The organism is Halotia branconii CENA392 (genome assembly GCF_029953635.1).
Taxonomy (GTDB): Bacteria; Cyanobacteriota; Cyanobacteriia; order Cyanobacteriales; family Nostocaceae; genus Halotia; species Halotia branconii.
The window spans coordinates 38,330-64,902 of record NZ_CP124544.1 but is presented as its reverse complement, the minus strand read 5'-3'; the positions used below and the strand labels follow the sequence as shown (position 1 = coordinate 64,902).

The following is a 26,573-nucleotide window of genomic DNA, read 5'->3' as shown; positions in this document are numbered from 1 at the left end:
ATTATGCGATCGTCCTAGCTTTTGCTGATTTTGGTACGGTGGGGATTACTTTACGTTTTAAGTAGCTGCTGAATTTCAGCATCATTGCTGTGGTACTATTTTCTCAATAGCAACTCGGTTCTAGTGGGGGTCAGCCACTAGAGGTAAGGGGGAAAGTCCGGTGCGAATCCGGCATTGTCCCGCAGCTGTAATCAAGGTTTACCTTGTGAGTCAGAATGCCCGCCGAAGTTGACTTGTAAATTTTGTACATCTGCGAGGCACGGATGGTTTATTACATGGCGATCGCTAGGTTTGATATTTTGAAAGCACTGCACATAAAAACGCTACAAGTGGCGGCTTTCCACGAAATAAGTAATTAATGTCTCAACTTTGCTCAACGTTAAAGCTGAAAGAACTTGTACCGAGCGTAGCCGAGGTATCCGAAGCTTTAATATTAAATTTCAATTAGTACAGGACTTACGCAAAACTAACTTATTTTCGTCATTGCTTCCCTATGGTCGCAATGACGAAGCCTTTATTTGTGTAAGTCTTACAGTAATTACTTTGTGAGTATTCAGGTATTTCTTTTACTTTGATAAAGAGAAATATTTTCAACGAGGTATGGCACTAACTTTTCATCGCTATCTCTGGCGTGCATAACTTCTCTGTATTTTAGTTAAATTCTGACTCGGTTAATCATCATGCCGAAATTCTATCTTCACCGAACTGGGAAGATTCCTACTGCTATTCATCCCTTTGTCAAACAAACGGCCCTCCTCCAAGATAAACACAAGCCCAGTCTACCTCAAGGGAAAATTATTCAAGATGTTCAAAACATTGCAATGTCGATGTATCGGATGATTTATATTGCGATTGCATCCGTCGGGCGGTTACGACATCGCTCGTCTGATTCAGGACGAGCAGCCATGAGTAAACCATTAGCTCGACTCAAATAGGTGTATAGGAGCATTCAAAAAAATGTCAACTTTATTATATTCTCAATACCTCTGCCAAATTACGAGGGTTCAACGCCCGTAGAAACGGGATGAATGCGTCCTAAAGAAGTAAGCTTGGCAAAAATCTGGTTTAATAAAATAGGCTCAGGGATTTCTGGAAGCATTTTTAAAATTTCATGGATATATCGAAAGCCACGATAATGAGCCTTAAGGTCAATAATGCCGGAGCCGGGATTAATGAGGCGAAAATCAGCGAGAAGATGATGAGATAAATTAACCATAAAAAATGCGAAATTAGCAGCGTTAGTTACCGCAGTTTGCCTCAGATTCATAAAATCTTCCAACCCCCAAAACTGCTTTGCATCACGGAAGTTAAACTCGATTTGAAAGCGGAGTTTGTAATAATCAATTATTTTTTCAAATGATAATTCCAGGTCACTGGAGAATAGAACTACATGGCTACGAACATTAGTCTTAAGATTGGTTTTGACTAAAATCACTACATTTAGAGCTTGGGCAAATTCTTTGTGAAGGAGAGTGGCTTGATAAATATCACTTTGAATCTCATCCTCAATGCTACTTTTAGATAAATATTTGTCAGGTATATTACTATAGTCTAGTTTGTCACCGTATTTACGACGAGAGCGTTTATGATAGTCAGGATTTTCATAAGGGATATATAATGCTGAATCGTGGCGCAACTTGGAAATTATGTGCAAGTTCACTTGTCGTGCCATCTGTAAAGCGTTGTTGTTACCAAAATGACCATCTACTACCAAGTATGTTAGGGGAATAAAATTAGCTACTAACTTGAATAGTGAATTAATCATCTTTTTAATTAGCAATAGTTCAGATGTGAATATCACTTCGGTTTTATTTTTGTTTTTACTCCCTTTTGGTCGTCCACGTCCACGTTTTTCTTTGGTTTTTATTTTTTCGCTTGACAACTGAATATTTGTTTTAGTATTACTCTTGATTACTTGTTCTATTTGAATCGGAAATGACTGTCTTTGCTCAACACTTACTAACGACAAGACAAAGAAAGATAGCCCTGATATAGGTTTGTTTACTAGGCTAGAGAAGAATCTATCCAACCCATAAGTCTGTTTACCCGACTTGCTGACTACAACTTCATCTCCGGCAAGCAAATATACTTCATCCTTTCGCCATAAATGTTTACGAAAAAACAGCCAAAACAATGTTGCCCAAGGTATTACTGTATGAAAAAATCTCAACATTGTCCGATAACTACCACCAATGTCTGTCCAACGAGAAATTCCCAACATGGTGGCTCGGCCGCTCATTGCTAACATGGCCATGATGATCTGGTTCATTCGGCGCATCGTCGTAGCGTTGATCTGCGGTAGCAGGCATTGTAACAGTGATAGGATGTCCAACATGGGCGAATTGTAGCTTTTGAGTTGTCGTTTGGGAAGACAACAACTCTACTACAAAGCGCCCTCTCTCTTCATACTCTTTTTTTGGCGAAGGTATTGATTCTGTAATTGGTTTTCTTCTGATTTTGGTGATTGGAATTGCGGCTTATTTCCTAACTGCCCGCAAGTATGAATCCTCAGCCACAGTCGCCAATTCCTACGACCAATGGACGCTTGACGGCATCCTAGAGTTTTATTGGGGGGAACACATTCACCTCGGTCATTACGGTTCGCCGCCACGACGAAAGGATTTTTTGACTGCTAAATCTGATTTTGTGCATGAAATGGTTAAATGGGGAGGTTTAGAAAAATTACCTCCTGGTACTACCGTCTTAGATGTTGGCTGTGGGATCGGGGGTAGCAGCCGGATTTTAGCGCGAGATTATGGATTTGCTGTCACAGGGATTACCATTAGTCCTATTCAGGTTAACCGCGCCCAGGAGTTAACACCCCTTGGGCTAAATGCCCAGTTTGCGGTCGATGATGCGATGGCATTGTCGTTTCCAGATGCCAGTTTTGATGTAGTCTGGTCAATCGAAGCAGGCCCCCACATGCCAGATAAAACCGTTTTTGCTAGAGAACTAATGCGGGTGCTAAAGCCTGGTGGGGTCTTGGTTGTAGCTGACTGGAATCAGAGAGATGACCGCCAAAAACCCCTAAATTTTTGGGAGAAACCAGTAATGCGGCAACTGCTCGAACAGTGGTCTCATCCAGCTTTTTCCAGTATTGAAGGCTTTTCTGAGCTTTTGGCGGAGACAGAATTAGTTGAGGGGGAGGTAATTACGGCAGACTGGACTCAAGAAACCCTTCCTTCTTGGTTCGATTCGATTTGGCAAGGGATAGCTCGACCACAGGGATTAGTGCGTTTTGGGCTGTCTGGTTTTGTCAAGTCTGTGCGCGAAGTGCCAACGCTTTTACTGATGCGTTTGGCGTTTGGTGCAGGGCTATGTCGATTTGGAATGTTCCGGGCTGTGCGGGCAAACTCACACACAGAATTGATGGACAGAAACTTTGCCAACCAAAATCCCTCAAGCTTGGTTAGGTAGCGATCGCAGCTAGTGATAAATATTTGGATTTTAACACCAACTGACTGCGTGATATCTGCGATTAAAACTTCTTTCTGCACATCGCAAAATTAATCAACAAACGACACACTTTATATGCAAAAAATTCCCGTCACAGTAATTACAGGATTTCTCGGCGCAGGCAAAACGACGTTAATTCGCCATTTACTCCAAAACAATGAAGGACGACGCATTGCTGTTTTGGTGAATGAATTTGGAGAAATCGGAATTGATGGCGAACTTTTACGTGATTGCCAAGTATGTGACGATGAAGAAGACTCCAACAGTAATATTGTTGAACTCACCAACGGTTGTCTGTGCTGTACGGTGCAAGAAGAATTCCTCCCAGCGATGCAAGAATTGTTGAAGCGACGCGCGAGCCTTGATTGTATGTTGATTGAAACCTCTGGACTAGCACTACCAAAACCATTGGTGCAAGCATTTCGTTGGCCGGAGATTCGCACAGGCGCTACCGTAGACAGCGTAATTACTGTGGTTGACTGTGAAGCTTTGGCAACTAATCAATATGTAGGTGATTTAGCAGCCGTTTTAGCACAGAGACAAGCCGACTCTAGTCTAGAACACGAAACACCCATTGAGGAACTGTTTGAAGATCAACTGGCTTGTGCTGATCTAGTATTGCTGACTAAGAGCGATCGCGTTGATGAAGAAACGCAGGTTAGAGTACAGGATTGGTTAAAGCAGAACTTATCCCCTGGTGTAAAAATCATTCCTTGCCAGGATGGTAAAATCAGTGGCGATTTGTTACTCGGTTTCAACGCTGCGGTAGAAGACAACTTAGATAGTCGTCCTAGTCATCACGATACTGAAGAAGACCACGAACATGATGAAGGAATTAATGCAGTACAACTACTGCTAGACCAAGCATTTGAGCCAACTGTCCTAGTAAAACGCTTGCAAACATTGGTGCAGCAGCAAGAAATTTATCGAATTAAGGGATTTGTAGTAGTTCCAAACAAAGCCATGCGTCTGGTATTACAGGGTGTTGGTAATCGATTTGACTACTTTTACGATCGTCTTTGGAAACCCGACGAACTCCGTCAAACAAGATTAGTATTCATTGGACAGGAACTCAATCAGGTTCGCATTGAATCATTGGTGTTGGGGGAGGAAGTAAGTGCGACCATCCAATAGTGTTTGGCAAGGAAATTTCGGCTACTGGCAAAACAACTTTATTCATAATAATCTACTGGTAATCGGTTACACCGGATGGAAGGGATTTCAGTCATTTGGGCGAGGAGTTGTCATTTGTGATGTGGATACTAAAGTTACTCACCCTACAAATACAAGTCTTGATACAGTTCCCTTCACCCTGCAATTTCTCCCCTCCGATCTGATTGGGTTTTACTTGCGTTCGTTTCAGGATTGCGGATTTATATCGCAATCAATCTGCTCATCCATGATTTCATCAATTTCCCCAGCAGTTGCAACATACAATCCCCATCAAGATATTCTTTTGGTGCTAAAGGCAGATCCTCAATTTGAGGTGAATTTTTTACACCAACTAAAAATTACTCCACCCGATTGCTACGAACAAGTTCGCAAGCGTTGGTCAGAATTTAAACCAAGTTTAACGCCATAGAAGATATACAGGATATCAACATATATAGTTGCGATGCGTGAAAGTTGGAGTATAATCGATTGCTATCTCTCTACCAAGTAGCTATTAAGTATATAAAACAGGAAAACTTCCTGTTTGGGAAATAAATCAATGTAAGAGATACAAAGTGAAAAATAAAAGATTTTACTTGGATTTTTTACAACTACTTTTTCAAGAATATGTGAATCTTAGATAGCAATTTATTTTCTGGTGTATATTATGGGTGAATTGCTTCGAGGATCTAGGTTTTTAGAAAACATCATTCCCCTACCAAGCTGAGAGAACATTAACCTTAATTGTCAACCTACTTCTAGGACAATTGTATGAAGAAAGTTTTAATAACTTTAACTACCAAATCCGCAGCTTTGATGTCCCTAGCATCATTGGTAATGACCAGTAAAGTGACCACAGCTGGTGAACCAGTAAATCCGCAACCAGTAGACCGTCCTGATGCTGCTACTACACCAGTATCAGCATCAGACCAAAAAGCTTGTGTAAGACATCCGAAACTCGGTAAGTTTTTCTGCGCTCATGCTGAAGAATTATCTCATTTGCAAAAAGGCGTAGCAGAAATTGATGTTACATCGGATGACAGTGAAAAGGCTCTGCTTGGGGTTACGGATGCAGAAAGTGATGCTGCTGTAGCTATGTTTGGTTGTGATTGTGCTGCATCGATAAATTGTTTACGCCGTCTGCGGAATAGCCTCCCGTAGAATTTAATTTCCTTGGTTTTTTATCTTTCCAAAAGTAGGGGATAGGGGAAGAGTTTTTCTCTCTTCCCTCACTGTTTTACAGTTTTGTGTTTAGAAGTTTCAGAGTGCAATAAATTGTTTCTATAAAACTTAAATAATATGAAACGTCGTGACTTTATTACTTGCTTTGGTTTAGGTTATTTGGCAAGTAGCCTACCTGAAAAAGTTGTGGCTTATGCTCCAGAAACTACAGCAATATCATCAACATCTGGAGATTGGCAACCAGTAGGAACAGTTGCCGAATTGGATAAAACTGGTCAGCTATTAAATGAAAACTCATCTGTTGGTTCAGTATTGGTAATTGGTACTTCTAAAAGCAAAAATCTAGTGGCTGTGAACCCTACCTGCACTCACATGGGTTGCACATTAGAGTGGCTTGCAGAAGAAAAGATATTTTTATGCCCTTGTCATGCTTCTGAATTTGCTGCCAATGGTAATGTGCAAATGGGGCCAGCTACAAAACCACTATCAAATTACGAGACAAAAATAGAAGGCAATTTAGTTATTGTGAAACGTAATTCGTAATTCGTAATTAATAATCTCAGTTTTTATTTGTGGCTTTAAGTTTTTAATAAAATTATTATGTGGCAATTTGCTAATAGTAATACGTTAGTTAATCAAAGATCCACTCCAATATTTGGGCTATCTCTTTCCCTACTCCCTACTCCCACCCCAACGGGGCTTCGGTCACTGTTTCTACCATTTTATAAATGCAAAAACCAAAACTAATCAATATTCCCAAATCGACTCGCTACCAAAATGCGGCGATAGATTATTACATGGGACTTACAAATTCCTCCTATCTCCATTACGGGTATTGGGAGCCACTACCTACTGTGGGTGAGGAATTGACTCTAACTCGTCTGCGTGCGGCGCAGGAAGCTTATGCAGCCAAGCTTTTTAGTTTTATTCCAGAGGGTATAAAAACTGTGCTGGATGTCGGCTGCGGGATTGGTGGGAATGCAGTGTATTTACGCGATCGCGGTTTCATTGTTGAGGGATTAGCACCTGACACACTCCAGCAAGAAAAGTTTATCAAGAATACCAACTTTCAAGTAGCTTTCTATTTAACGAGATTTGAAGATTTTCACACCTCAAACTCCTACGATTTAGTTCTGTTGAGTGAAAGCAGTCAATATATTGCTGTTGACGATTTAGCCGAAGGTGCGGCTCGTTTACTACATAGCGGTGGCTACCTGCTGCTTGCAGATATGATGCGTTCTCATGCTGAATACCAAAAGGGTATCTTTTCCAATTGTCATGTCGCTGGTGAACTCCAAGCGGCTTTACTAAAAGCTGGGTTCGAGTTAATCAAGACTGAGGACATCTCCACCCATATTGCACCAACAATTGATTTGTGTGTTGAAAAATTCGGTACTTTTGGGCTAACTACCATCAAATATATTGCAGATTTGGTGGCGATCGCCGTCCCACCATTATACACACTCGGTCGTTGGGCATTTAAGCGTTGGTTGGAAAAGCCAATTGCTGAGGGGTTAGCAGCACGCACTATTTTTGAAAACCATCTGTGTTATTCCGTTCAACTTTGGCAGTTATCTAAAGGAGTTTAATTGAAAATGACCACAGAAATAAACACCCAAGATTGGCAACAAGCTTTTATCGCCACCAATATATTAGCAATTGGTTACAACGCTTGGGTTGGTTATTTAGGAGGAGAACGTGGTGTGGTAATTTGCAGCACTAATTCTCCGCATTTAAGTATTGCTGGTGAAACATTTAAAGACCATTTTATCCCGCGTAAAAATCTTGCAGCTTTCTTAAATGCTTGGTTAGCAGCACCCGATACCGTACTGCTGCAAAAACACTTCATGAATGCACATATTCTCGAAGCTGTAGATAAATATAATCCTCAAAAAGATGTTGTGTTTTTGTTGGAATACGGGAATCAAGCTGCTTTTTTATATTTAACTAATTTACCAATTACACCCTCGCAATGTTATCAAACTGTATGCAAAGAATGGGCAGAATTTCAACCTCAGCATACCCTTTTAACAAGAACAAAAACACAATGAAACTCATCCAAAAACAAAAACAAGTTTTCTGGTTTTACCGCTTTTGCCAGTTGCCATGTATGGAGCTTTAATAGCAAAGTTAAAGCGTTAAACTACCTCTTAGAGGCGTAAGGTACTTAACAAAAATATATAATGTATAAAAAACTTCCTCTCCTGTACTGATAGCTAGGGGATTTCTTTTATGGATGTTAGCAGTAGCAAAAGTATAATTAAAATTCAGTAAGGAAAATCTAAATTATTATCGACTGAATTTACATATAGATAACAACTATGGTAATGTTACCTACAACTGTCGGTTCTGATGGGGAGCAGCCATCAGATGTAAAGGGGAAAGTTCGGTGTAAATCCGGCATTGTCCCGCAGCTGTAATGAGACAAAGTTAACGTGTCTCTAAGTCAGAATGCCCGCCGAAAGTACCACAAACTCCCATCTGCGAGGTACAGATGAATAACGCAATCACTATTCTCTCTATTAATCAGGATTACTGTCTCATCGCGTCAGACATACGCCACGCACTACAAATTTCTCTGAGATTGTAGACATTTTCCTAGACATATCAATACTCACGCAGAAGGTTATAGATACAAGCCTGAAAATCCATTCGGATCTTACTCCCACCTTCGCATATTTACGTTATCCCCAAATCATAGCTAGCTTTGCGCCTACACTTCCCGTAAGGCAGAATTCTCTTGCTTGCAGGATGCGTGAGGCTAACTCATCATTTCAATCGGCAACGTCTGAAAATTAATGAACAAAAAACAACATACTTTATTTGTCTGCACGACCTGCGCCAGTGTGTGGCAAAATGGCAAGCGAGTTGATGAAAGTGGTGGACGGCAGCTATTGCAACAACTCCAAGCACTTGCACAAACTTGGGAATTGCAACATAAATTCTCCATTCAAGGAGTTGAATGTATGAGTGCTTGCAACCATGCTTGTGCGTTCGCCGAAGGCGTTGGCGCAGCTATCGCCTTTACAGGAGAAGAGAAATTAACCTATCTTTTCGGCAATTTAGCAGTTGATGATAGTCCATCTGCAATACTGCAATGTGCAACTCAATACTACGTCAACCCTGATGGTTTACTACCTTGGTCAGAACGTCCAGAACGTTTAAAAACAGGAATTTTAGCAAAAATCCCACCCCTAAATAAGTGGGCAAAATTAACCGTGGATTGCTGTTAATTAATTACCAGTAGTACATCAAGTTCGTAGTTAGGACTAAAGGCCTAATTACGAACCTTTGAAACAAGCTTGTAAGTTACACCATTTACATGATAATAATAATCATTATCAAAAATTGTAGGTTTCCTACTGGCTGAGAGTTTTTTACCAAAAAAGCTCAAATCTTTGCTGACAATCAGTTTTTAGTTATACAGGTGGCTTAAATTACCAATGCGTACTCAGTTTATTGCCAGATGGGAAACTCAACTTATCGTTTCTAGTTTGACTATCACCGCAGGGATGCTGTGGAACAGTTCCAGCATTATAGCCACAGAAGTTTTACAAATATCCGAGTTTCCACAAGAGGAAGGTTCCGCCAAAGACTTACAACCAGTTGCAGAAGTAATATCTCAAAATACAACAGAAACCGAACCCGACATTGAACTGACAGTCATTGACAAACTGTTAAATGAACCTGTGTTTTCCCCTTTTCGCCGCGAGGGAACAGTCAAAGATTCCACCCGTCCGGTGTATGTGATTACTGGCGAAGAAATGGAAGCGCAAGGCGCAAGAACAGTCAAAGAAGCACTGCGATTTCTTCCAGGTATTTTAGGTGACGGTACAGTTGGGACAGAAGTCAACGCTTTAAGCGGTCAATTTATTCGCGGTTCTAATACTGGTCAAGTCTTAATCTTATTGGATGGTAGACCAATTAATAATTTAGATGGTGGTGGTTTCGATTTATCAGAATTTACCACTAATAATATTGAAAGAGTCGAAGTATTACCTGGGGGTGGTTCAACTCTTTATGGTTCAGATGCAATAGGTGGGGTAATTAATATTGTTACCCGTCGTCCTACAGAGCAAATTACCACAGAAACCAAAGTTAATTTCGGTTCCTATGGACTGAATCAACAAAGCATTCAAAATGGTGGAAAGTCTGGTGATATTTCTTGGGTAGTTGGTTACAACCGGACTCAAGCACAAAATAATTATCGCTTTCGTATTCCTGAAGCTAACTTTGAGGGGACAAGAACGAATAATGACGCACTCTTTAATAACTTTAACGTCAAATTAGAAGCAAATTTAGGAAAACGTAACACCTTAACCTTCTCCACCTTATATTTAGGTAAAGAACAGGGAGTACCGGGAGGCGTACCCATTCCTGTACCTCAATTTGGACAGGGATTTTTTAACTCTCTGACTGAGAATAATCGCAAATACACAGACCAAGTTCTCACCGATTTAACCTGGAACTCCAAATTAGGAAGCAGTGATGATTCTCTATTAACAGCAAGAGTTTATGCTGACTTTCTCAATACTCGTTTTGATAATCGTAGCGGTGCAATTACCTCTCAAAACCGCTTTGATACCAAACAGGATTCCTATGGTATTCAAGTTACCCATAATTGGAATATTGCGAAGAATCAGACTTTAGTTTATGGCTTTGATTATCGTAATACCAATGTACGCAACACCACATTTAATTATGGGACAAACATCACAAGAGAAAATTATGATGATGCTATAGGACAAGGGGCAATTTTTGGGAGATATGAAATTAACTTTTCTCCGAATTTCAGTATGAATTTGGGAGTGCGGCAAGATTTTAGTAGTTTGGTCAATGGTTCGTTTACTTCACCATCTGTAGGAGCAAAATTCGCACTTTCAGATGCAACTACACTCCGCGCCAACTATATCAGAAACTTCCGTGCGCCGACGATCGCCAATTTATTTAATACTAATCCTACTAATATTGGTAATCCTGACCTCAAGCCAGAACAAGGAGATAGTTTTGATGTGGGGATTGACCAAAAGTTAGGGAATATTGGTTTGTTGAGGCTGACATTTTTTAGAAACCGTGTTTCTGATACAATTGCCTTTACAAGACTCATCCCGCCTGTCAATGGAAATACGGGAACTTGGGAAAATATCGGGTTAGTAGAAACTACGGGAATTGAAGCTTCGTTAAATTTACAAATAGTGAGGAATGTTTATGCTTTTGTTAATTATACGGTGAATGATCCGCGTATTTTAGCAAGTGCTAATCCGGCGGAGGTTGATAAGGAGTTAAGGTTTGCAGGTGCAGATAAATTAAATTTGGGGGTGTCTTATGAAAATCCTCAAGGTTGGTATTTGGGTGTGTTGATGAACTCCTTAAATGGATATCCGACTAATAATATTAATACGGAGTTTCTTTCGGGGTATACGACTTTTGATTTGAAGATGCGTATGCCGATTAGTGATAGTTTGATTTTAATTGGGAGTTTGGATAATCTGTTCGATCAGCGTTATCAGTTGTTTCCTGGTTATCCTGATGGGGGGAGGGTTTTTCAGGTTGGGTTGAGTTCTCGGTTTTAAGAAGAATTAGCTCACGCAAAGGCGCAAAGGAGGATTAAGAATGGCTGAGTTTAATTGTTGGGTGACACCAGTTAATGAGGTGGTTAAGGAAGATTTAGCTACGGGGGGGTTTATTGAGTATGAATATTTTGATTGTGGGAGTGATGTTTTAGCATCGTTAGTTTATACTTTGTTTGAACAAAATTGGCAGCAGATTGGGATTGCTCATATTGTTCAAGGTAGTGTTTTGGAGTTAGAATTTAATGCACAACCAAAGCTTTGTATTCTCTATGATGGCTATTTGACGGTGGCTGCTGAGGGTTGGCATTTACATTTATGTATTGATACTAATTTTGGCGGCCCTTTGTGTAAAACTCCTGTGGAAGTGAGGAAGCAACGTTTAGTTTCCCGTACGGCTTTTTATCGGCGGTTTAATACAGAAGGAAATCCTAGAAGTTGGGGGATTCAGTTTTGGAATGGTGCGAATGAACAATTGATGACGATTTTATTACCTAATCCTTTGGTAGATGGAGAAAATTTATTACCGGAGGGTAAACCAAATCTAGATAAATTAGCTCTTTATCAAGATTTGCGAGATATTTATGTATTAGGTAAAAAACCCATACCCTTTACCAAAAATCCTCTCAAACATTCCTATATTTCCGTTTGTACCTCTACACGCTGTCTACCTTCTCGTAAATGGCAACCTACATTTGATGCTTTAAAATCAGCAGTAGAAGAAGCAGGTTTAGACATCGAAGTCAGAACATCCGGCTGTTTAGAAGTGTGTCAACTCGGCCCAGTTGTTTTTTATTCCAATGATAGAACTTGGTACACTCGCGTTAACCCCAATGTTGCAGAAAATATCGTCAACGAACACCTCATTAAAGGTAACAAAATCACCGAAAACCTCTACCCACCCCAAACCCCCTAACTCTCTCTCTGCGCTACCCTTCGGGAACGCTTTTAGCGAACTGCGTCTCTGCGTGAGATAAAAATGATAAAATTCCCCCACCAAAAACCAATCATTTTCCTCTGTCAATTATGCCTCATAGCCATCCTCATCATCGCCTGTCATCAAACCACAATTCACACATCAACTAACACCTGTAGCCCCAACTATAACCCCAATCAAGATTACTTCCCCAATAAAATCAAAATCACCCACGCCAGAGGTTTGGCGGTAGAATATCATAAACATTACAAAGTAGTCACCATCAAAAATCCTTGGCAAAATGCCAAAACTCAGTTTCAATATGTTTTAGTCCAATGCGGAACTCCCACACCCCAAGGATTTAAGCAAGCACAAGTAATTACAGTTCCCATTAACTCTATAGTTTCTTTATCAACTACGCATTTACCCCATTTAACTAAATTAGGTGTAGTTGATAAATTAATTGGAGTTAGTAATAGCAATCAAGTCAATACGCCTGAAGTAGTTGAGAGAATTAAAGCCGGAAATATTACCCAAGTCGGTAATATTTCCAATGTAGATATTGAAAAATTATTAGCATTAAATCCCGACTTAGTAACAACCTTCGGCACAGGTAATTCCCAAACTGATAGTTATAGCAAACTCACAGAAGCTGGTTTAAAGGTGGGAATAAATGCTGAGTATATGGAAGATACACCACTGGGAAGAAGTGAATGGTTAAAATTTACGGCTTTGTTTTTTAATCAAGAAGCCAAAGCAGAAAAGATATTTAATGAAATTGTGAATAGATATACACAAATAGCGGCAAAAGCTCAATCTGTGAAAAACCGTCCGAGTGTATTTGTTGGCTTTAACTTTAAAGGTACTTGGTTTATGCCAGGTGGTAACAGTTATGTAGCGAAATATCTGACTGATGCTGGAGGAAATTATCTTTGGAGTGATGATAAATCTAATGGTAGTTTACCGCTTTCTTTTGAAGTGGTTTTAGAACGCGCAGCTAATGCTGATTATTGGTTAAATTTTAGCCAAGCTTGGCAGAGTGTTAAAGATTTAATCTCAGAAGATAATCGTTATGCTGATTTTCAAGCTGTGAAAACAGGCAATCTTTATAATAACAATGGGCGGGTGAATGCGAATGGTGGTAATGATTACTGGGAAGGGGGAATTAGTAACCCTGATATTGTGCTTGCAGATTTAATTAAAATCCTACATCCTGAAATATTACCGAAGCATCAATTGTTGTATTATCGTAAATTTAATAAATAATGTTATTTAAATATCTGCCGTCTAACCTATTAATAATTTTTAAATCTACTTCTATCAAAACTTTAGTATTTTCGCTGTTAATTATCGGTTTTATTGTTGCATTTTTACTAGATTTGGCTTTAGGTTCTGTCTCTATTCCTATTCAAGAAGTTATCAATATTTTACTGGGAAAAGAACCAGAAAAAGCAACATGGGCGAATATTATTCTGAAATTTAGACTTCCGAAAGCTGTGACTGCAACTTTAGCTGGTGCGGCTTTGGGTGTGAGTGGTTTGCAAATGCAAACTCTATTTAAAAATCCCTTGGCGGGGCCTTTTGTATTAGGAATTAGTTCTGGTGCAAGTTTGGGTGTGGCTTTGGTAGTGTTAACTGCGAGTTTAACTACACCAACTTTATTAAATGATTTGGGAATTATTACTGATTTTGGCTTGGTGATAGCTGCTAGTCTTGGTGCGGCTGCGGTTTTGGGTTTGATGTTAGTTGTGGCGCGTCGAGTACAAGAGACGATGACGCTGCTAATTTTGGGTTTATTGTTTGGTTACGCTACGAGTGCAATTGTGAGTATTTTATTGCAATTTAGCTCTAAAGAACGGATTCAAAGTTATATTATGTGGACTTTTGGTAGCTTCGCTGGAGTGACTTGGAAACAGTTAATTGTGTTAATTCCGGTGATAGTTTGCAGTTTATTAGTAGCGGTGTTGCAATCTAAATCTTTGAATGCGCTGTTGTTGGGAGAAGCTTATGCGCGGAGTTTGGGTTTAACGGTTGAGAAAGCTAGGTTTTCTATTATTAGTAGTGCTTCTATTTTAGCTGGTGGAATTACGGCTTTTTGTGGGCCGATCGCATTTTTGGGTGTGGCTATTCCTCATCTGTGTCGCAGTCTTTTCAATACTTCTGACCATCGGATGTTAATCCCTAGTGTGATGATTATGGGGGCAATTTTAGCATTAATCGCGGATTTGTTTTCTCAACTTGCGGTGAGTCAGATGGTTTTACCTTTAAATGCGATTACAGCTTTAATTGGAACTCCTGTTGTCACTTGGGTAATTCTGCGGCGTAATTCCCAAAAATCCTTTCCATCATGAATAATGCAATTTTAACTACTCATAATCTGAATATTGGTTATCAAATATCCCGCAAAAATGTGCGGTGTGTGGCGAGGGATATTTCTGTGTGTCTGGAAGCTGGGGAATTGGTGTGTTTACTGGGGCCGAATGGTGCGGGTAAGTCTACCTTACTGCGATCGCTTGCCGGAATGCAACCACCAATAGGGGGTGAGGTGCGACTCTTGGGAGATGATATTTACAAGTTAGCACCGCCAGAATTAGCCAAGCGTTTGAGTTTGGTACTGACGGAAAAGGTTGATGTGGGAATGTTATCAGCCTATACTCTGGTGAGTTTAGGACGACATCCTTACACTGACTGGTGGGGAAATTTAACACCAGAAGATGAGGCTATTGTACATTGGGCGATAAAGTCTGTAGGTGCGTTACATTTAGCTTCACGTCAAGTTAGCGAACTCAGTGATGGCGAACGTCAAAAAATTATGATTGCGCGTGCTTTGGCTCAGTCGCCTATTGTGATGTTACTTGATGAGCCAACAGCATTTCTCGATTTACCACGACGAGTGGAAATTATGCAGTTGTTGCGCCAGTTAGCACGAGAAACCAATCAGGCGATTCTCCTTTCTACCCACGATTTAGATTTAGCTTTGCGTCTGGCTGATAAGGTTTGGCTATTATCAACTAATGGTATTTTACACGTTGGCGCGCCAGAAGATTTAGTGTTGAGTGGTGCATTTGCTGATACTTTCGCGAGTGAAGGTGTAGAGTTTGATGTTGCTTCTGGAGAATTTCATCTCCATACATCCCACAAAGGAGAAATTAATGTCAGAGGTGAGGGTATTGCAATTGTATGGACTATTCGTGCTTTACAAAGAGTGGGATTCAAAGTTAATCAAATTCAAAATAGCTTACCAATCTCAGTAGAAGTGGTATCAAATTCTAAACAAGTCTTGTGGAAAATCACAAAAAACAAGACTGTATATACTTATGATTCATTGTATGAACTGATTAAATTTTTGAATTATTTATAAAAGCGTTGTCCCTAATCTATTGAAATTCTTTAACTGTATTCCCCAAGAACAAAACTGCACCAAAACACAGTTTCGATTCCGAAGTAACTCGACCTTCGTGAGAGTCAGAATAATCAACTGTTTTATGGCAGTGAAAAGCTTTATCATGCGTAATCGCTTGCAGAATATCATGCGCTTTTTCAGGCGAAAGCGCATAAGCCACAGATTTTCGGAATGGGCAATCAAAGCATGGTTGTTTCATTTTCATCTTCTTCGTTTAGCTGCTGGATAATTATCTCCAAACTGATTAAAGAGTTTGGAGATAATTAATTTATAAATGTCGCCAGAAACTCTTACTGATAGTCTTAAGACTAACAGTTGTAATTTCAGCTTTTACTGCTGCTGTAGTCGGCTGAACAACTACAGAATCATTCACCAATAGAGAGTTGAGCAGTTCTCGTTGATGGTCAACATCTTCTACTGTTCGGTACACCCTGCAAGGATCTATCTGCATCCCCAAAGGTGTGGGAACAATTTGCAAATACTCATTAAGAGCAGCAATGTAACCCTCATGAAAATTCTTCACAGCAATGCAGGGGCGCATGATGTTCAACAGTTGTATTGCGCGTCTTATTTCAGAAATATTCCGATTGCCATCTATTTGTGACTGGCTTTCTTGATAGCCTTTAGCTTTCTTATCAGCCACTAGTTGATAATACTTGAAATTCGCTTTTTGATTACTTGCTAAAGAATGAACTTTTGTTTGAGAATTGTAACCAACTCGACCCCATTCTACAGTTAGCTGAGTATCTTCGACTTTGGCTGACCAAAACTTGTTACTGTTGCGGACAGTATCCACAAATACGAGATATGTTTCCATGATTTTCTTTTCTTCGATTAATTTGCAGGTGAACACCTGGAAATTAGATGTTCACCTTTAATCAGCTAATGATTCACAACTGTTCGGGCATTGCCCCAGCGTATTTGATGCTGCAATGCTTCTAATAATGTTTCAGCTTCATAAACAGTTAGCCCCTCTAATTGGGAACAAACATCATATAAATCTTGTGGAATAGAATCTGGAATCACTAACTCGCATAGTCCATCTTCTAACGCTTTTATGACTGGATATTCACTTGGACTATACTCCTGTTGCATTAAGATATAAGTAGACAAAGTTATGCGAAGTAAAAGTTTTGTTTCTCGGTTGATCTGTTCTAAATATCCGCCGTATTTATCAACCAATTGGTCAATTCGGTTTGTTTGTCCGTAGTAGGTTACAAGGTCAGTAGACATAATTTTTTCATCCTTGAAAAATAGTGTGGTTATAGCGATCGCCACTACTTTCAGGTAGAAGCGATCACGTTCTTAATCAGTTCAAATTGCGGAATCGCGCAGTCTTTAAAGACTTAGTTGGTGTTTGGGCGACTACACTAGAAGCAGCCCTGGCAGTTTTAGACCACGCTTGCATCCTCTCCACTGAAGCTGCATCCTGGATTGCAAGCGGTGTGATATTCTCACAGCACTGCATCAAATCACTCAACGTCACCTGCTGTGGTCTATCCTCATCAAATGCCAGCAATGCGGCTTCGGCTGCTAGCGTTTCCAGTTCTGCGCCTGAAAACTTCGCGGTGTTGGCAGCGATCGCCTCTAAATACTCGTCCTCCACCGCAATACCAAATCGCTCCAGGTGAATCTTGAGAATTTGGCAGCGTTCTGGCTCAGATGGCAAATCAACGAAGAAATTTTCATCGAATCTGCCTTTCCTCTTGAGTTCAGAAGGCAATGCCGATGGGTCATTGCAGGTTGCCACAACGAACACACCCGCCGTACATTCAGACATAAATGTAAGCAGATTTCCCAAGATTCGCTGGGAAACGCCAGAGCTATCGCCCTGTCCAGATAAGGCTTTTTCGATTTCGTCCACCCACAAAACGCAAGGTGCGATGGCTTCGGCTGTTTTCAAAGCCCTACGAACATTGCCCTCAGATTCACCAACCAGAGAACCAAGCATTGAGGCAATATCAAGCTGGAGTAATGGTAAGTTAAGGATATTGGCGATGTTTTTGGCGCAGTGAGATTTCCCTGTACCCGGTGGGCCAGCCAATAGCACACCTTTGGGTTGTGGCAACGAGAGCGATCGCGCCTCTTGTGTAAACAACCGCCGCCGCCGAGTCAACCACTCGCGCAAGTTATCGAGTCCGCCAAAGGGAATTGTTGCAGGTTTTCCCAATTCAATGCCCATCTGAGAGAGCAGCCGGGTTTTGTATTCAACTACCAGCGGCGTTACGCTGGCATCAATAGTAATACCACTGCGACTCAAACGTTCTTTAACATTCAGCCGCAAGAAATCACTGATTTCTTCCAGGGTTAATCCCAGCGCTGCCCGTGCCAGAGATTCTCTTTCTTCAGGAGTCAACGCAACTGTGAACTGTACTTCTTGTTCAGTTGCCGATTCTCCCAAATACTGCAAGTATGAATCCAAATGCTCCTGAACTTGCTCAACGCTGGGCAGTGGCACTTCAAAATAAGGAATCAGCCGCACCAAAGACTCATGCAGTTGAATGTTTTGACCTAGAAAGATGATACGTTTTTCTGTAGGCTTGAGTCGGTGATAGAGGTTTTTCACTCTGGTCAAGATTTCCCAACTCATTTGCGGCGAGTTCTTTCCAACAAACGGTTGAACATCGCCCAGGACAAACACACCAACACCATCAAAATTGTTGATGTACTCGAAAATGTACAACAACGGATCTGCTGGTAGTGGTCTTTTGTACTCTGGAACCGGCTTGAATACCAATCCTCCATCATCAGCAATCAGGCATTGCTCCAGGCTAGAAACTCCCAGATTCCAGAAGAATACGGGACTGTCAAGTAATTCTGTTGCTTGTGTCGTTAACCACTGGATAATCGTAGCTTCTTCCGGGGCAAGCACCTCAAGAGCCACTATGGGGATTTGAGAATCCAGAGTGGCAAAGATATTATTTAGGTTCATTGTAATTTTGATACGGTATTGGTAAGAGTTCATCGTGCGTATTAACAAGTCTCACGATTACTTCAAAAGCTTCGGCATCGCCGCAAAAAACCTCTGCCACTCCGTTGCTGTCTCGATTTGCAAGCGCACAAATTAAAGCATTCAGTAGCACACACAACCCTTCAGTATTACCTTTGATGATCACTGGTTGATGTACTTTTTGCTGGGCGTAGACATGAATAAAAGGATATTCTGGTGTTAAATCGTTCATAATGCGTTTTACTGTGGGGGAACTCGTTGATTCCCCCGTTTTTTCTTACTGCCGCAGTCGTGTTTGGTGATTTGCTGTCATACGTTGCTGCTGGGCTTCTGGTTTAAAAGTGCGATCGCCCTCCACAACTCCCAACACCTCCTCAAATGGCTGTGTCGCTTCCAGGCAAGACAGCCCCTCAAAACCCTCAGCTTCTACTCGCACTTCACCAGTCAATTTATCGAAATGTATGAGTATTGAACGTTCCATTTACTACCTCCGTGCGTATTGTTGGGTTTGTTGATGTCCTGCGAAGGTCAAACGTAGTGTCTGCACTTGTTCGTTGGTTTCCTCTGCAATCGTGCATTCACCAAATCTTTCTTGTAATTCCTGGGCCTTAGCACGAACCATCCGTTTACCGTAAGTTTGCATCAGTTTGTGGCTGAAGAAGTTTTCACCAAGTCGAGGAGAGGTTTCATACTTATCGTGTATCACATCGTACACGCCACTGTTTTGATTCCACTGGAAACCGATATCTGCACGGGCTTTGATTGTCCGACCAGATACGATGATTTCAGCGCTCTGTCCTTGAGAACCGCCGTAGTAGCCCTTGAGCGCTTTTGGCTTTTCGTAGACTTGAGGCGAAAGATTCAGATCCTTCAAAGCCTGCACCAAACAATCACGATTGGTTAACCGAGTTTTGATTGTTGAAAAATGAGACATAATTAACCTCAATAATTTTGTAGATGCGACATCCGACTTAAACTGTTAACGTGGATATCGCACTTTTAATTTCGGTGATTAAGGCAAGGGCGATTCTGCACCGTCCAAGCCTTTTTTTCTAACGGAACTTGAACGATTTGACTGTGGCTTTTGATAAGCCCACATCGCCGGTTGCCAACTGTTGTAGATTGCGTTGTTCGTCTAACAGCTTCGAGTAAATTGAATCTACTTTTTGCTGTAACTGACTACGCCCCGATGAACCCAAATTCTTCGACTCAATCGCTGGGTCATTCACAATCGAATCCAAGTGATTCATCATCGACTGGAGGCTACCACCAGCTTCCAGTGAGGCATTCGCCAGCAACACCCGCACTTTCTTTAGGTGTTTCTCCATCTTCTTTTTAAACTGAACTGGCTTGCGTCCTGGCTCCCACTCGCTCAGTTCTTCGAGCAATTGTGCTGCTAGTTGTTCACCACCAGCAACAGCAGATTCCCGTAACCTTTGCTCCAGGTTTTGGTCATACTGTTGTATGAACTGGGTTATCTGAGCAAGGCATTCGGCTTGTTGCTGATCAAGTTGTTCGGACAATGCAGGAATAATCACCGGACGACCAATCACCACCTGCAAATAATCCTCTAACTCCGGCAATGTGGGGAATGCCTTAAGCAAGTTGGCTTTAACTTCCTCTTGCTTTTCTAATGACAATTCCCAAGCAGTAAGCGAAAGGAAGTGGTCGATTCTTTCTTGATAATCCGTCAAGCCTTTTTCAAATTCGTCCTTTAACTGTGCGCGAAGGGTAGGAGCAATATTATCTCGAATATTCAGCAGTTCACTCCATACCAAAGGAGCTAAATCAATTGGACAAACCCAGTCGCCACTATCCGATGTCATCCACTCTTGGACTGAAGCAATTTCTTGACGTAATTGACCTGCCGCTTCATCAAGAGCTTTGAATACTTTGATGCCTTTCAAACCAACTTCCGATGACTTAACTTTCAGCAAATCGGACTCTTGTTCATCATCATCAGTTTTCAAAACATCAGTCCACTTTGGAGCATTGCTTTTAGTCGTCTTCTTCAGTTGGATTTTAAAACGAATACGAGTCTTATTTAATTTTGAAAAGTTGTAACGCTCGACTACTGCATCTTTAAGAAATGCTTCAGGGTTAGCAATTGCTTGTACCATGATTCAGTACCTTATATTTTCAAATCTTTTAAGCGCAGCTTTTCTTGTTCTTGGAAACAAAAAAAGCTGCTTAAGTTCGGAGCTACATAATCATCCAGTAAGTACCTTGACTGCGAACCATGCAAGATTTCTTGTTGACTTTGGCTCTTCCAAGCTGGGAACTATTCTTGATGTGCTGTATGTCTCTAATTACTCGATAGATTATCTTGTTTTGCAATTTGATGGGTCTTTTAACGACAGGTGGTTTATGTATCGGCATGACGTTAAAATAATTGAAGTTGCTCGGAGCTTTCTTTCGCCTCAGTAGTATTGCAAGCCATTCCTACTACTTCTTCACAACGGCTTATCAATTTATTCCGATTCAGCAATAAATCAGATTTAGTTTTATGCCCTGGTGCAGGTAAGTATCCGAATACATATTGCGGATGAGCGCTACTACCTGATTGGCGCAGGTATTGATAAAAAGCTCCATCAATTCGATATACTTTTGATGAACTAAGCGATTTAGGATCGTATACAGGACTTAGTTTCATCTGCTTATCCTTGATTATTTCAATGCAGTTTGGCGTAGCTATTCTGGAATTAGCTGTACACTTTCAGCGATGGAGCTTTACGCTTCAAATTGCCATTATTATCGTCGCCATTGGTTGTGATTGTTGGCTGACGACATTGGGATTTATCAGTCGTCCAGTCCCAATGATTAATTTGAAGCTTGCCACAATGTTCCACAAGCACAATCTTATTTTTGTATTGTGGGTCTTTTCCGCTAATTAGAAATGCATCACCCAAAGCATAAAAACCTGTAGCTATATAATGCCTTTTGTTGAGGGACATCAATGCATCCCAAGCTGCTTGATGTTGTTGGTTGCTCATTGCTTTATTGTGCCATAATTGTTGTTAGTATCGAATCGATTTTCTGGAGCTAACTGTTTTGTGAAATTACCAGTTAGCTCCAGTTTTTAATCCGATATCAAGCTGCCACTTTCTCTTTAATTGGCTCCGATAATCTTGACGCACTATCACTCGTGCGCTTTGTAGTTGAGATTGGTGGATGAACTTTACCAAACGGCGTGTTAATCTTTAAGTCTGCTCCCAATTCTTGTTGCAGCAGTACAAGTTGAAGCAGATACCAATCAACTTCTGATAAAATTTCTGCCTCCAACTCTTGAGGCGAAAGTGGTACAATTTGATTTTCTTCGAGCATCTTAACTTCATTATTAGTATCAGAAGTCATCACTTTGTAGCGATAGCCGTAACTACAACTTCCAGCTAGCAAACTCTCAAGAGGATAATACTCAATGCCGATGATTTTACCCTGTTTCGTCCGTTGCCCAATGTTGTACTTTGTTCGTCCGTAGCCGTGTGGAAATGTAATTGTTGGTTGCATAATTATTCCTCTTCCAATACATCCAATGTTTGCGCTAATGCTTGAATCGCATCTCCAAGCGTTAAATCCCCGCTGTTATCGCACAGGAACTTGAAAGTTTGGGGATTTCGTTCTTTAAAATCTACTAGCATCCCGAAAATTTGATCCAAGTTTTCATGCACACTCACAGACGTTTGATTATCTGCTACTAAGGCTTTTTCTAAACTCAACTCATTCATTTTTTACCTCAATAAAGATAAATATCCAGATTGAAAGGTGGGCTTCAAAACCCACCGTTCCCCCTCAATACTCGCTTGGCAACATCAACACCTTCTGTGCTAGATAAAGCTTAATTTCAGGTAGCGGGAAGTCGGTATACTTTATCTGTTGTCGTAGCACTTCCTTATCCGTGTCCTCCCCACAAATCAATGTTGCAGTTTTCTCCTGAACTATCAAATGCCATATTTGAAAATCTCTCAGTTCAGGATTAGATTGAAGCTGCCCTTGATAAGACCCAATCGCATCCAGCAGCCAGTAGCATTGCGTCGATTCAGCCAAGTACTTCACACCTTCTGTGTAGCGTAGAACACCCAACCAATGTCTGTAAACGACTGATGAGCCTGTGAACTGCTCCAAGTCTGCGACGATCTCTTCAGCAGTCTTTGCAGTAGTATTTGCCATGATTGCACTTCCTGTTTGTAGTTTTCGCTGTCACATCTGCGTAGCATCAAATCCGCTACTCGCACTTTAAGAAATCCTCAACCATCTCTTGCGCTTCTTCGTCCGTCATCTCGTCACCAACGGGAGGAGCGATAAAACCATACCGCACTCCTAGCGTCGTTAAATCTAAATCCGAATCTAAAATGCGTCCTAATTCAGAAACGATAAACACGCCCGTTTCTTGGTCGTAGCTAAGTTTCATGATTTTCCCCTGTTTAGATGAATGAAGAACAGCGCTCTTGCCTCAACAAAAGCGCTCACCAACAATTACGCCGCTACTAACTTCTGCGCTGGCTCATACTCCATCAATCTCCGCCATTCTTCAGGAGTTAGCGTCTCGAAAGGTCGGTCTAATAAATCTTCACAAGACACGGACTGACTCATCGACAACGACCACACCGCATCTGCCACAGAATCACACGGGACTTTCTGTTGATGCATTGACGAGGCTCGAATCACCCACCAGTGATTATCAGTACAGCCTACTTCACCAAGCTTTTGGTCGTGGTGGTAAATACCATCGTCGAGTAATTCAAACTCGTATTTTTCGCATTCGGTGAAAATCTGGGACATGACCTCATTACCAGTGGTGGTTGGTAATTCTGATTTTTTGGGTGGGAGTGCGAGTTGCTGATGTTGTGTAACTAATTCCGCTTCTCCAAAAGGTAAGGGGGCGTTGAGTGTGCCGTCTTGGTGATGCCAACTGATGTAGCGATAACATCTTGCCCAAGTGTTAGCGCGGAATCTCTCAACGCCCTCTACTAAGACCACCCAAGGTTGCGTCAGGTCATCGTCGTATGCAATTGCGGCTATCAGTTTATCACCACAGTAAATTTCATGATCGTAAAAGCTGATTTCAACTGATATGGTTGAGTCGATGGGGAGTATTATCTCCCGCACCTCTCAGTTAGATCCGAACGTGCCCATTTCTGTGCATTCGGCTCCCGATGTTCTTAGCTTGCGCTTTTGCTCATGTGTTTGTAATCGTGGCAACTTTCGTGAATTGCTTCAAGATTGTTTTTATTCCAGTTGGCGTGATTTCCGTCGATGTGATGCAGATGAATCCGTTCTTCATCGATAAATTTCAGACCGCAGGAAGTACATTTATGGCTTTGCTTCTTGAGAGCAATAGAGGTTTTGCCGTCGTAGAGCTTGCTGTTACGTTCGCTCCAGTAGGCTGTATCTCCGTCATAGGGGGATTTTGTTCCTTTGACAAAAATGTGTTTGTTTTCGGAGTAGGAAACTGTTGGAAATGCTTTGTCTAGTAATTTCTTGCTAGAGTAGCGGGTTTGCTTGGTTTCCTTGTTAAATACCCTGTAAGCTCTTTTTTCAATGTGGTATAACGAGTTTCTAGACCCGTCCATCTTGCAGAACTTATGGTAATTTCTCCAGCCTCTAACTACCGGGGCTAATTTATCAGCCTTTGTGATAGCACCATAATTCGAGTTGTTGACGATATGTTTTACTTTCTTACGAAATGCTTTGAAGTTATCCACTGAAGGGATACTTCTGAACTTTCCGTTTTTCTGGACTTTAAAGTGCCAGCCGAGGAAATCAAACCCATCTGTCGCGGCGGTAACTTTGGTTTTCTTTTGGCTTACATTCATTCCGCGTTTGCAGAGGAACTCGCTGATTCTTTCAAGTATCTCGGTCGCATCATCTTCGGGTCGGAGTATAATAACCATGTCATCCGCGTATCGGATTGATGGCTCAGTGATATCCTCTTTTGAGGTTTTATCAGTGATTCTGTTTCCTTTTTTGTAGTTATAGTGGTATCTGTGTATACTCTCAATCCCGTTGAGTGCGATGTTAGCTAGTAATGGGCTGACCACTCCCCCCTGTGGGGTTCCTTGTTCAGGGAATTCTGGATTTACCCCTGCCTTGAGGCATCGGAAAATACCGATTTTCAAGCCTTTGGGGGCGATGAGTTCGTCCATTATTGCTGAGTGGTTAATCCTGTCGAAGCATTTTTCAATATCGAGTTCGATTACTCGTTTCTCTATTCCGTTGGCTTGAGAGCTTAGGTTATTGAAGATGTGTTTTTGTGCATCGTGAGCAGAGCGCCCGGTTCTGAACCCATAACTCCGAGCGTGGAAAGTGGCTTCGTGTGCTGGTTCAAGTGCATATTTTGCGAGGCATTGCCAAGCTCTATCCGCGATGGTTGGTATTTTAAGCATTCTGGTAGTCCCGTCCTTTTTAGGGATGGGGATTTCCCGTAAACCCTGGTGCTTCCAATTTCCACTATTCATTTTCAGTAGTTCTTCAAGGTTGAAGCGTTCTTCAAATGAGAGGGATTTCTTACCATCAATACCAGCCGTCTTTTTACCAGCATTTAGCTGAGATACTTGTCTTATTGCAAGAAATCGAGCCGAGGTGGATTTTAGAATAAGCTTTTGGAGTGACCTAGCTTTCCGCTTGTCTCCAACAAGAACCGCTTTAAATACGCGCTTTTGAAGGCGGAAAAGATTTCGGCGGAATTTCTTCCACGGTAAAGCTCTCCAAGATTCACTAGTTTTTACACTGTGTCTAATCATTTTCTCTTCTAGAGTTTGTATTTTCTGAACACCTCAGACCAATTACGGTCTGTCCTACCCGAATTGTGGGGATTCCTCCGCTCGTCTGGGCTACTTGGGGTTCGACCGCCCCTAGACCCACAACTCGTTTTTATTCGTTCCCCCGGAGAGATTGATTGTTCCGTTAGATGTAGCCAATTCGACTGCTGGATTCCCTAGACTCTTTGCCGTTACTGAACTGGTGTTCGGCGGGAATGAACTCCAGCAAGGTCAGGGATTTTGTGTTGCGCCCTGCCTGTTGATAAGTCGCTTTTCTAGGCTCTGTTTCATCATAGGAACTCCCTATTAGCGCCAGTGTCAACCCGCAACGGTCGTCTGATTGCGCCCTGTTCCCAGCTTCACTCTACAAGAACCGAGCTTGTTCGGTGTGGGCAGATAAGGAATCAATTCTGAGTCTGAATGGCAAGGCTTGCACTTGCATCTGACCGAGAGTTCAGCCTTTAGTGACAGTAATCTGCTGTCAGGCTGGCTTAGTTATGTACGGACTGATTACCGTGCTTCACTAGGCAACGAATCGCACCAATTCTTCAACTGATTTGATGCAAGGGGTTACAGTTATTGCTGTTTGTGGCATAATTCAATTACCTAATAGGGTTATAAAGGCGATCGCATTGTTTGTCAGACGGGCGATCGCCTTTTGATTTGGACATGGTTGTGGTTGACCACAACACTCTCAAAGAATTTAAGCGCAGCTTTTCTTAGATTTGGATAAACTACGCTGCACGAACTTGAACTTTCCGTGATTAGTTCTGGTTTTTAATAGGAATAGTAATCACACGAAAAGCCCTATATGCATTGCGAGACTGAGTTTTATCAATACGCGCTACTTTCTCGCCTGTGACTATAGAAACCCAAGTATAACCGCAGATGTATCGTTCATTGGAATTTAACCGGATCGTACTATGTTGAGGTACACTCTTGATAACTTCGCTTGCCAAACGATTATTGTCAGGCGCACTATTTTTTCTGACTTCATCAAGCATTTTTTGATTACAAGAAGTAGCAGTCATCTCATAAGCGATTCTTGTTTTCTGTGCATTTGCTGCTGAAAGATTAGCAACCAATAGCAGTGAAGCAAAAGTCACGATTTTTAAATTCATTTGTCTGATTCCAATACATTCTCATCGAACTTGGGCGTAGCCCTTAATTCCAGTGATAGAAACGC

General features: G+C 41.4%; 32 protein-coding genes and 2 riboswitches. Of the genes, 14 read left to right on the top strand and 18 right to left on the bottom strand.

All coding sequences use genetic code 11. The annotated features are described in order from the left end of the window. Positions 1-98: 98 nt before the first annotated feature. A riboswitch (cobalamin riboswitch) is annotated at positions 99-241 on the top strand. 439 nt (positions 242-680) lie between these two features. Continuing rightward, on the top strand, positions 681-935 hold the full coding sequence (locus QI031_RS30670; RefSeq protein WP_281486363.1) for a hypothetical protein: 255 nt from the start codon (positions 681-683) through the stop codon (positions 933-935). 59 nt (positions 936-994) lie between these two features. On the opposite strand, the gene QI031_RS30665 is transcribed toward QI031_RS30670, so the two are convergent. After that, a complete protein-coding gene (locus QI031_RS30665; RefSeq protein WP_281481729.1) occupies positions 995-2,335 on the bottom strand; it encodes a transposase in 1,341 nt (446 codons plus the stop codon). A 92-nt stretch (positions 2,336-2,427) separates the two neighbouring features. On the opposite strand from QI031_RS30665, the gene QI031_RS30660 reads away from it, so the two are divergent. From QI031_RS30660 to QI031_RS30600, 13 genes are all read left to right on the top strand, one after another. After that, the gene (locus QI031_RS30660) at positions 2,428-3,417 is read left to right on the top strand and encodes a methyltransferase domain-containing protein (RefSeq protein ID WP_281486418.1); all 990 of its coding nucleotides are present in this window, start codon (positions 2,428-2,430) and stop codon (positions 3,415-3,417) included. Positions 3,418-3,531: 114 nt separating this feature from the next. Beyond that, complete coding sequence (gene cobW, locus QI031_RS30655) at positions 3,532-4,590, top strand: cobalamin biosynthesis protein CobW (RefSeq protein ID WP_281486362.1); 1,059 nt, start codon at positions 3,532-3,534, stop codon at positions 4,588-4,590. Continuing rightward, positions 4,574-5,038 carry a hypothetical protein gene (locus QI031_RS30650; protein WP_281486361.1) on the top strand — a complete coding sequence of 155 codons (465 nt, stop codon included), beginning with the start codon at positions 4,574-4,576 and terminating at the stop codon, positions 5,036-5,038. The genes cobW and QI031_RS30650 overlap by 17 nt, the downstream gene beginning before the upstream one ends. Positions 5,039-5,379: 341 nt before the next feature. After that, the gene (locus tag QI031_RS30645; RefSeq protein ID WP_281486360.1) at positions 5,380-5,769 is read left to right on the top strand and encodes a hypothetical protein; all 390 of its coding nucleotides are present in this window, start codon (positions 5,380-5,382) and stop codon (positions 5,767-5,769) included. Positions 5,770-5,907: 138 nt separating this feature from the next. Further along, entirely contained in the window at positions 5,908-6,333 is a 426-nt protein-coding gene (locus tag QI031_RS30640) for a QcrA and Rieske domain-containing protein (protein ID WP_281486359.1), read from the top strand. Between the two features lie 185 nt (positions 6,334-6,518). After that, a complete protein-coding gene (locus QI031_RS30635; RefSeq protein ID WP_281486358.1) occupies positions 6,519-7,379 on the top strand; it encodes a class I SAM-dependent methyltransferase in 861 nt (286 codons plus the stop codon). 6 nt (positions 7,380-7,385) lie between these two features. Further along, the gene (locus QI031_RS30630; RefSeq protein WP_281486357.1) at positions 7,386-7,841 is read left to right on the top strand and encodes a hypothetical protein; all 456 of its coding nucleotides are present in this window, start codon (positions 7,386-7,388) and stop codon (positions 7,839-7,841) included. Between the two features lie 276 nt (positions 7,842-8,117). Beyond that, positions 8,118-8,267, top strand: a riboswitch (cobalamin riboswitch). Between the two features lie 321 nt (positions 8,268-8,588). Then, the gene (locus tag QI031_RS30625; RefSeq protein ID WP_281486356.1) at positions 8,589-9,023 is read left to right on the top strand and encodes a DUF1636 family protein; all 435 of its coding nucleotides are present in this window, start codon (positions 8,589-8,591) and stop codon (positions 9,021-9,023) included. Positions 9,024-9,233: 210 nt separating this feature from the next. Next, positions 9,234-11,363, top strand: a complete 2,130-nt coding sequence (locus QI031_RS30620; protein ID WP_281486355.1) for a TonB-dependent receptor plug domain-containing protein — start codon at positions 9,234-9,236, stop codon at positions 11,361-11,363. A gap of 40 nt (positions 11,364-11,403) precedes the next feature. After that, positions 11,404-12,276, top strand: coding sequence for a (2Fe-2S) ferredoxin domain-containing protein (locus QI031_RS30615; protein ID WP_281486354.1), 873 nt, complete (start codon positions 11,404-11,406; stop codon positions 12,274-12,276). 63 nt (positions 12,277-12,339) lie between these two features. After that, entirely contained in the window at positions 12,340-13,542 is a 1,203-nt protein-coding gene (locus QI031_RS30610; protein ID WP_281486353.1) for an ABC transporter substrate-binding protein, read from the top strand. Continuing rightward, positions 13,542-14,627: an iron chelate uptake ABC transporter family permease subunit gene (locus QI031_RS30605; RefSeq protein ID WP_281486352.1), complete on the top strand. Its 1,086-nt coding sequence runs from the start codon at positions 13,542-13,544 to the stop codon at positions 14,625-14,627. Before QI031_RS30610 ends, QI031_RS30605 begins: the two co-directional genes overlap by 1 nt. Then, complete coding sequence (locus QI031_RS30600; RefSeq protein WP_281486351.1) at positions 14,624-15,637, top strand: ABC transporter ATP-binding protein; 1,014 nt, start codon at positions 14,624-14,626, stop codon at positions 15,635-15,637. Before QI031_RS30605 ends, QI031_RS30600 begins: the two co-directional genes overlap by 4 nt. A 16-nt stretch (positions 15,638-15,653) precedes the next feature. Here the strand turns inward: QI031_RS30600 and QI031_RS30595 are convergent, their stop codons facing one another. The 17 genes from QI031_RS30595 to QI031_RS30515 form a co-directional block, all read right to left on the bottom strand. After that, positions 15,654-15,878: a hypothetical protein gene (locus QI031_RS30595; protein WP_281486350.1), complete on the bottom strand. Its 225-nt coding sequence runs from the start codon at positions 15,876-15,878 to the stop codon at positions 15,654-15,656. A 69-nt stretch (positions 15,879-15,947) separates the two neighbouring features. Further along, the gene (locus QI031_RS30590; RefSeq protein ID WP_281486349.1) at positions 15,948-16,496 is read right to left on the bottom strand and encodes a WGR domain-containing protein; all 549 of its coding nucleotides are present in this window, start codon (positions 16,494-16,496) and stop codon (positions 15,948-15,950) included. A gap of 65 nt (positions 16,497-16,561) precedes the next feature. Further along, complete coding sequence (locus QI031_RS30585; RefSeq protein WP_281486348.1) at positions 16,562-16,912, bottom strand: hypothetical protein; 351 nt, start codon at positions 16,910-16,912, stop codon at positions 16,562-16,564. Positions 16,913-16,988: 76 nt separating this feature from the next. Then, positions 16,989-18,611: an AAA family ATPase gene (locus QI031_RS30580; protein WP_281486347.1), complete on the bottom strand. Its 1,623-nt coding sequence runs from the start codon at positions 18,609-18,611 to the stop codon at positions 16,989-16,991. Further along, a complete protein-coding gene (locus QI031_RS30575; protein ID WP_281486346.1) occupies positions 18,598-18,861 on the bottom strand; it encodes a hypothetical protein in 264 nt (87 codons plus the stop codon). Before QI031_RS30575 ends, QI031_RS30580 begins: the two co-directional genes overlap by 14 nt. Positions 18,862-18,906: 45 nt before the next feature. Further along, on the bottom strand, positions 18,907-19,110 hold the full coding sequence (locus QI031_RS30570; protein ID WP_281486345.1) for a DUF2997 domain-containing protein: 204 nt from the start codon (positions 19,108-19,110) through the stop codon (positions 18,907-18,909). A gap of 3 nt (positions 19,111-19,113) precedes the next feature. Then, positions 19,114-19,563, bottom strand: coding sequence for a DUF1257 domain-containing protein (locus QI031_RS30565; RefSeq protein WP_281486344.1), 450 nt, complete (start codon positions 19,561-19,563; stop codon positions 19,114-19,116). Positions 19,564-19,681: 118 nt separating this feature from the next. Further along, a complete protein-coding gene (locus QI031_RS30560) occupies positions 19,682-20,749 on the bottom strand; it encodes a hypothetical protein (protein ID WP_281486343.1) in 1,068 nt (355 codons plus the stop codon). 263 nt (positions 20,750-21,012) lie between these two features. Further along, the gene (locus QI031_RS30555; protein ID WP_281486342.1) at positions 21,013-21,282 is read right to left on the bottom strand and encodes a hypothetical protein; all 270 of its coding nucleotides are present in this window, start codon (positions 21,280-21,282) and stop codon (positions 21,013-21,015) included. 49 nt (positions 21,283-21,331) lie between these two features. Then, the gene (locus tag QI031_RS30550; protein ID WP_281486341.1) at positions 21,332-21,622 is read right to left on the bottom strand and encodes a hypothetical protein; all 291 of its coding nucleotides are present in this window, start codon (positions 21,620-21,622) and stop codon (positions 21,332-21,334) included. Between the two features lie 97 nt (positions 21,623-21,719). Beyond that, positions 21,720-22,136: a hypothetical protein gene (locus QI031_RS30545; RefSeq protein WP_281486340.1), complete on the bottom strand. Its 417-nt coding sequence runs from the start codon at positions 22,134-22,136 to the stop codon at positions 21,720-21,722. A 2-nt stretch (positions 22,137-22,138) separates the two neighbouring features. Next, entirely contained in the window at positions 22,139-22,354 is a 216-nt protein-coding gene (locus tag QI031_RS30540; RefSeq protein WP_281486339.1) for a hypothetical protein, read from the bottom strand. A gap of 64 nt (positions 22,355-22,418) precedes the next feature. After that, the gene (locus QI031_RS30535; protein ID WP_281486338.1) at positions 22,419-22,796 is read right to left on the bottom strand and encodes a DUF6876 family protein; all 378 of its coding nucleotides are present in this window, start codon (positions 22,794-22,796) and stop codon (positions 22,419-22,421) included. A 55-nt stretch (positions 22,797-22,851) separates the two neighbouring features. Next, on the bottom strand, positions 22,852-23,037 hold the full coding sequence (locus QI031_RS30530) for a hypothetical protein (RefSeq protein ID WP_281486337.1): 186 nt from the start codon (positions 23,035-23,037) through the stop codon (positions 22,852-22,854). 65 nt (positions 23,038-23,102) lie between these two features. Further along, the gene (locus QI031_RS30525; RefSeq protein ID WP_281486336.1) at positions 23,103-23,735 is read right to left on the bottom strand and encodes a hypothetical protein; all 633 of its coding nucleotides are present in this window, start codon (positions 23,733-23,735) and stop codon (positions 23,103-23,105) included. 53 nt (positions 23,736-23,788) lie between these two features. Continuing rightward, entirely contained in the window at positions 23,789-25,369 is a 1,581-nt protein-coding gene (locus QI031_RS30520; RefSeq protein WP_281486335.1) for a reverse transcriptase domain-containing protein, read from the bottom strand. Between the two features lie 782 nt (positions 25,370-26,151). After that, positions 26,152-26,508: a hypothetical protein gene (locus QI031_RS30515; protein WP_281486334.1), complete on the bottom strand. Its 357-nt coding sequence runs from the start codon at positions 26,506-26,508 to the stop codon at positions 26,152-26,154. Positions 26,509-26,573 lie beyond the last annotated feature (65 nt).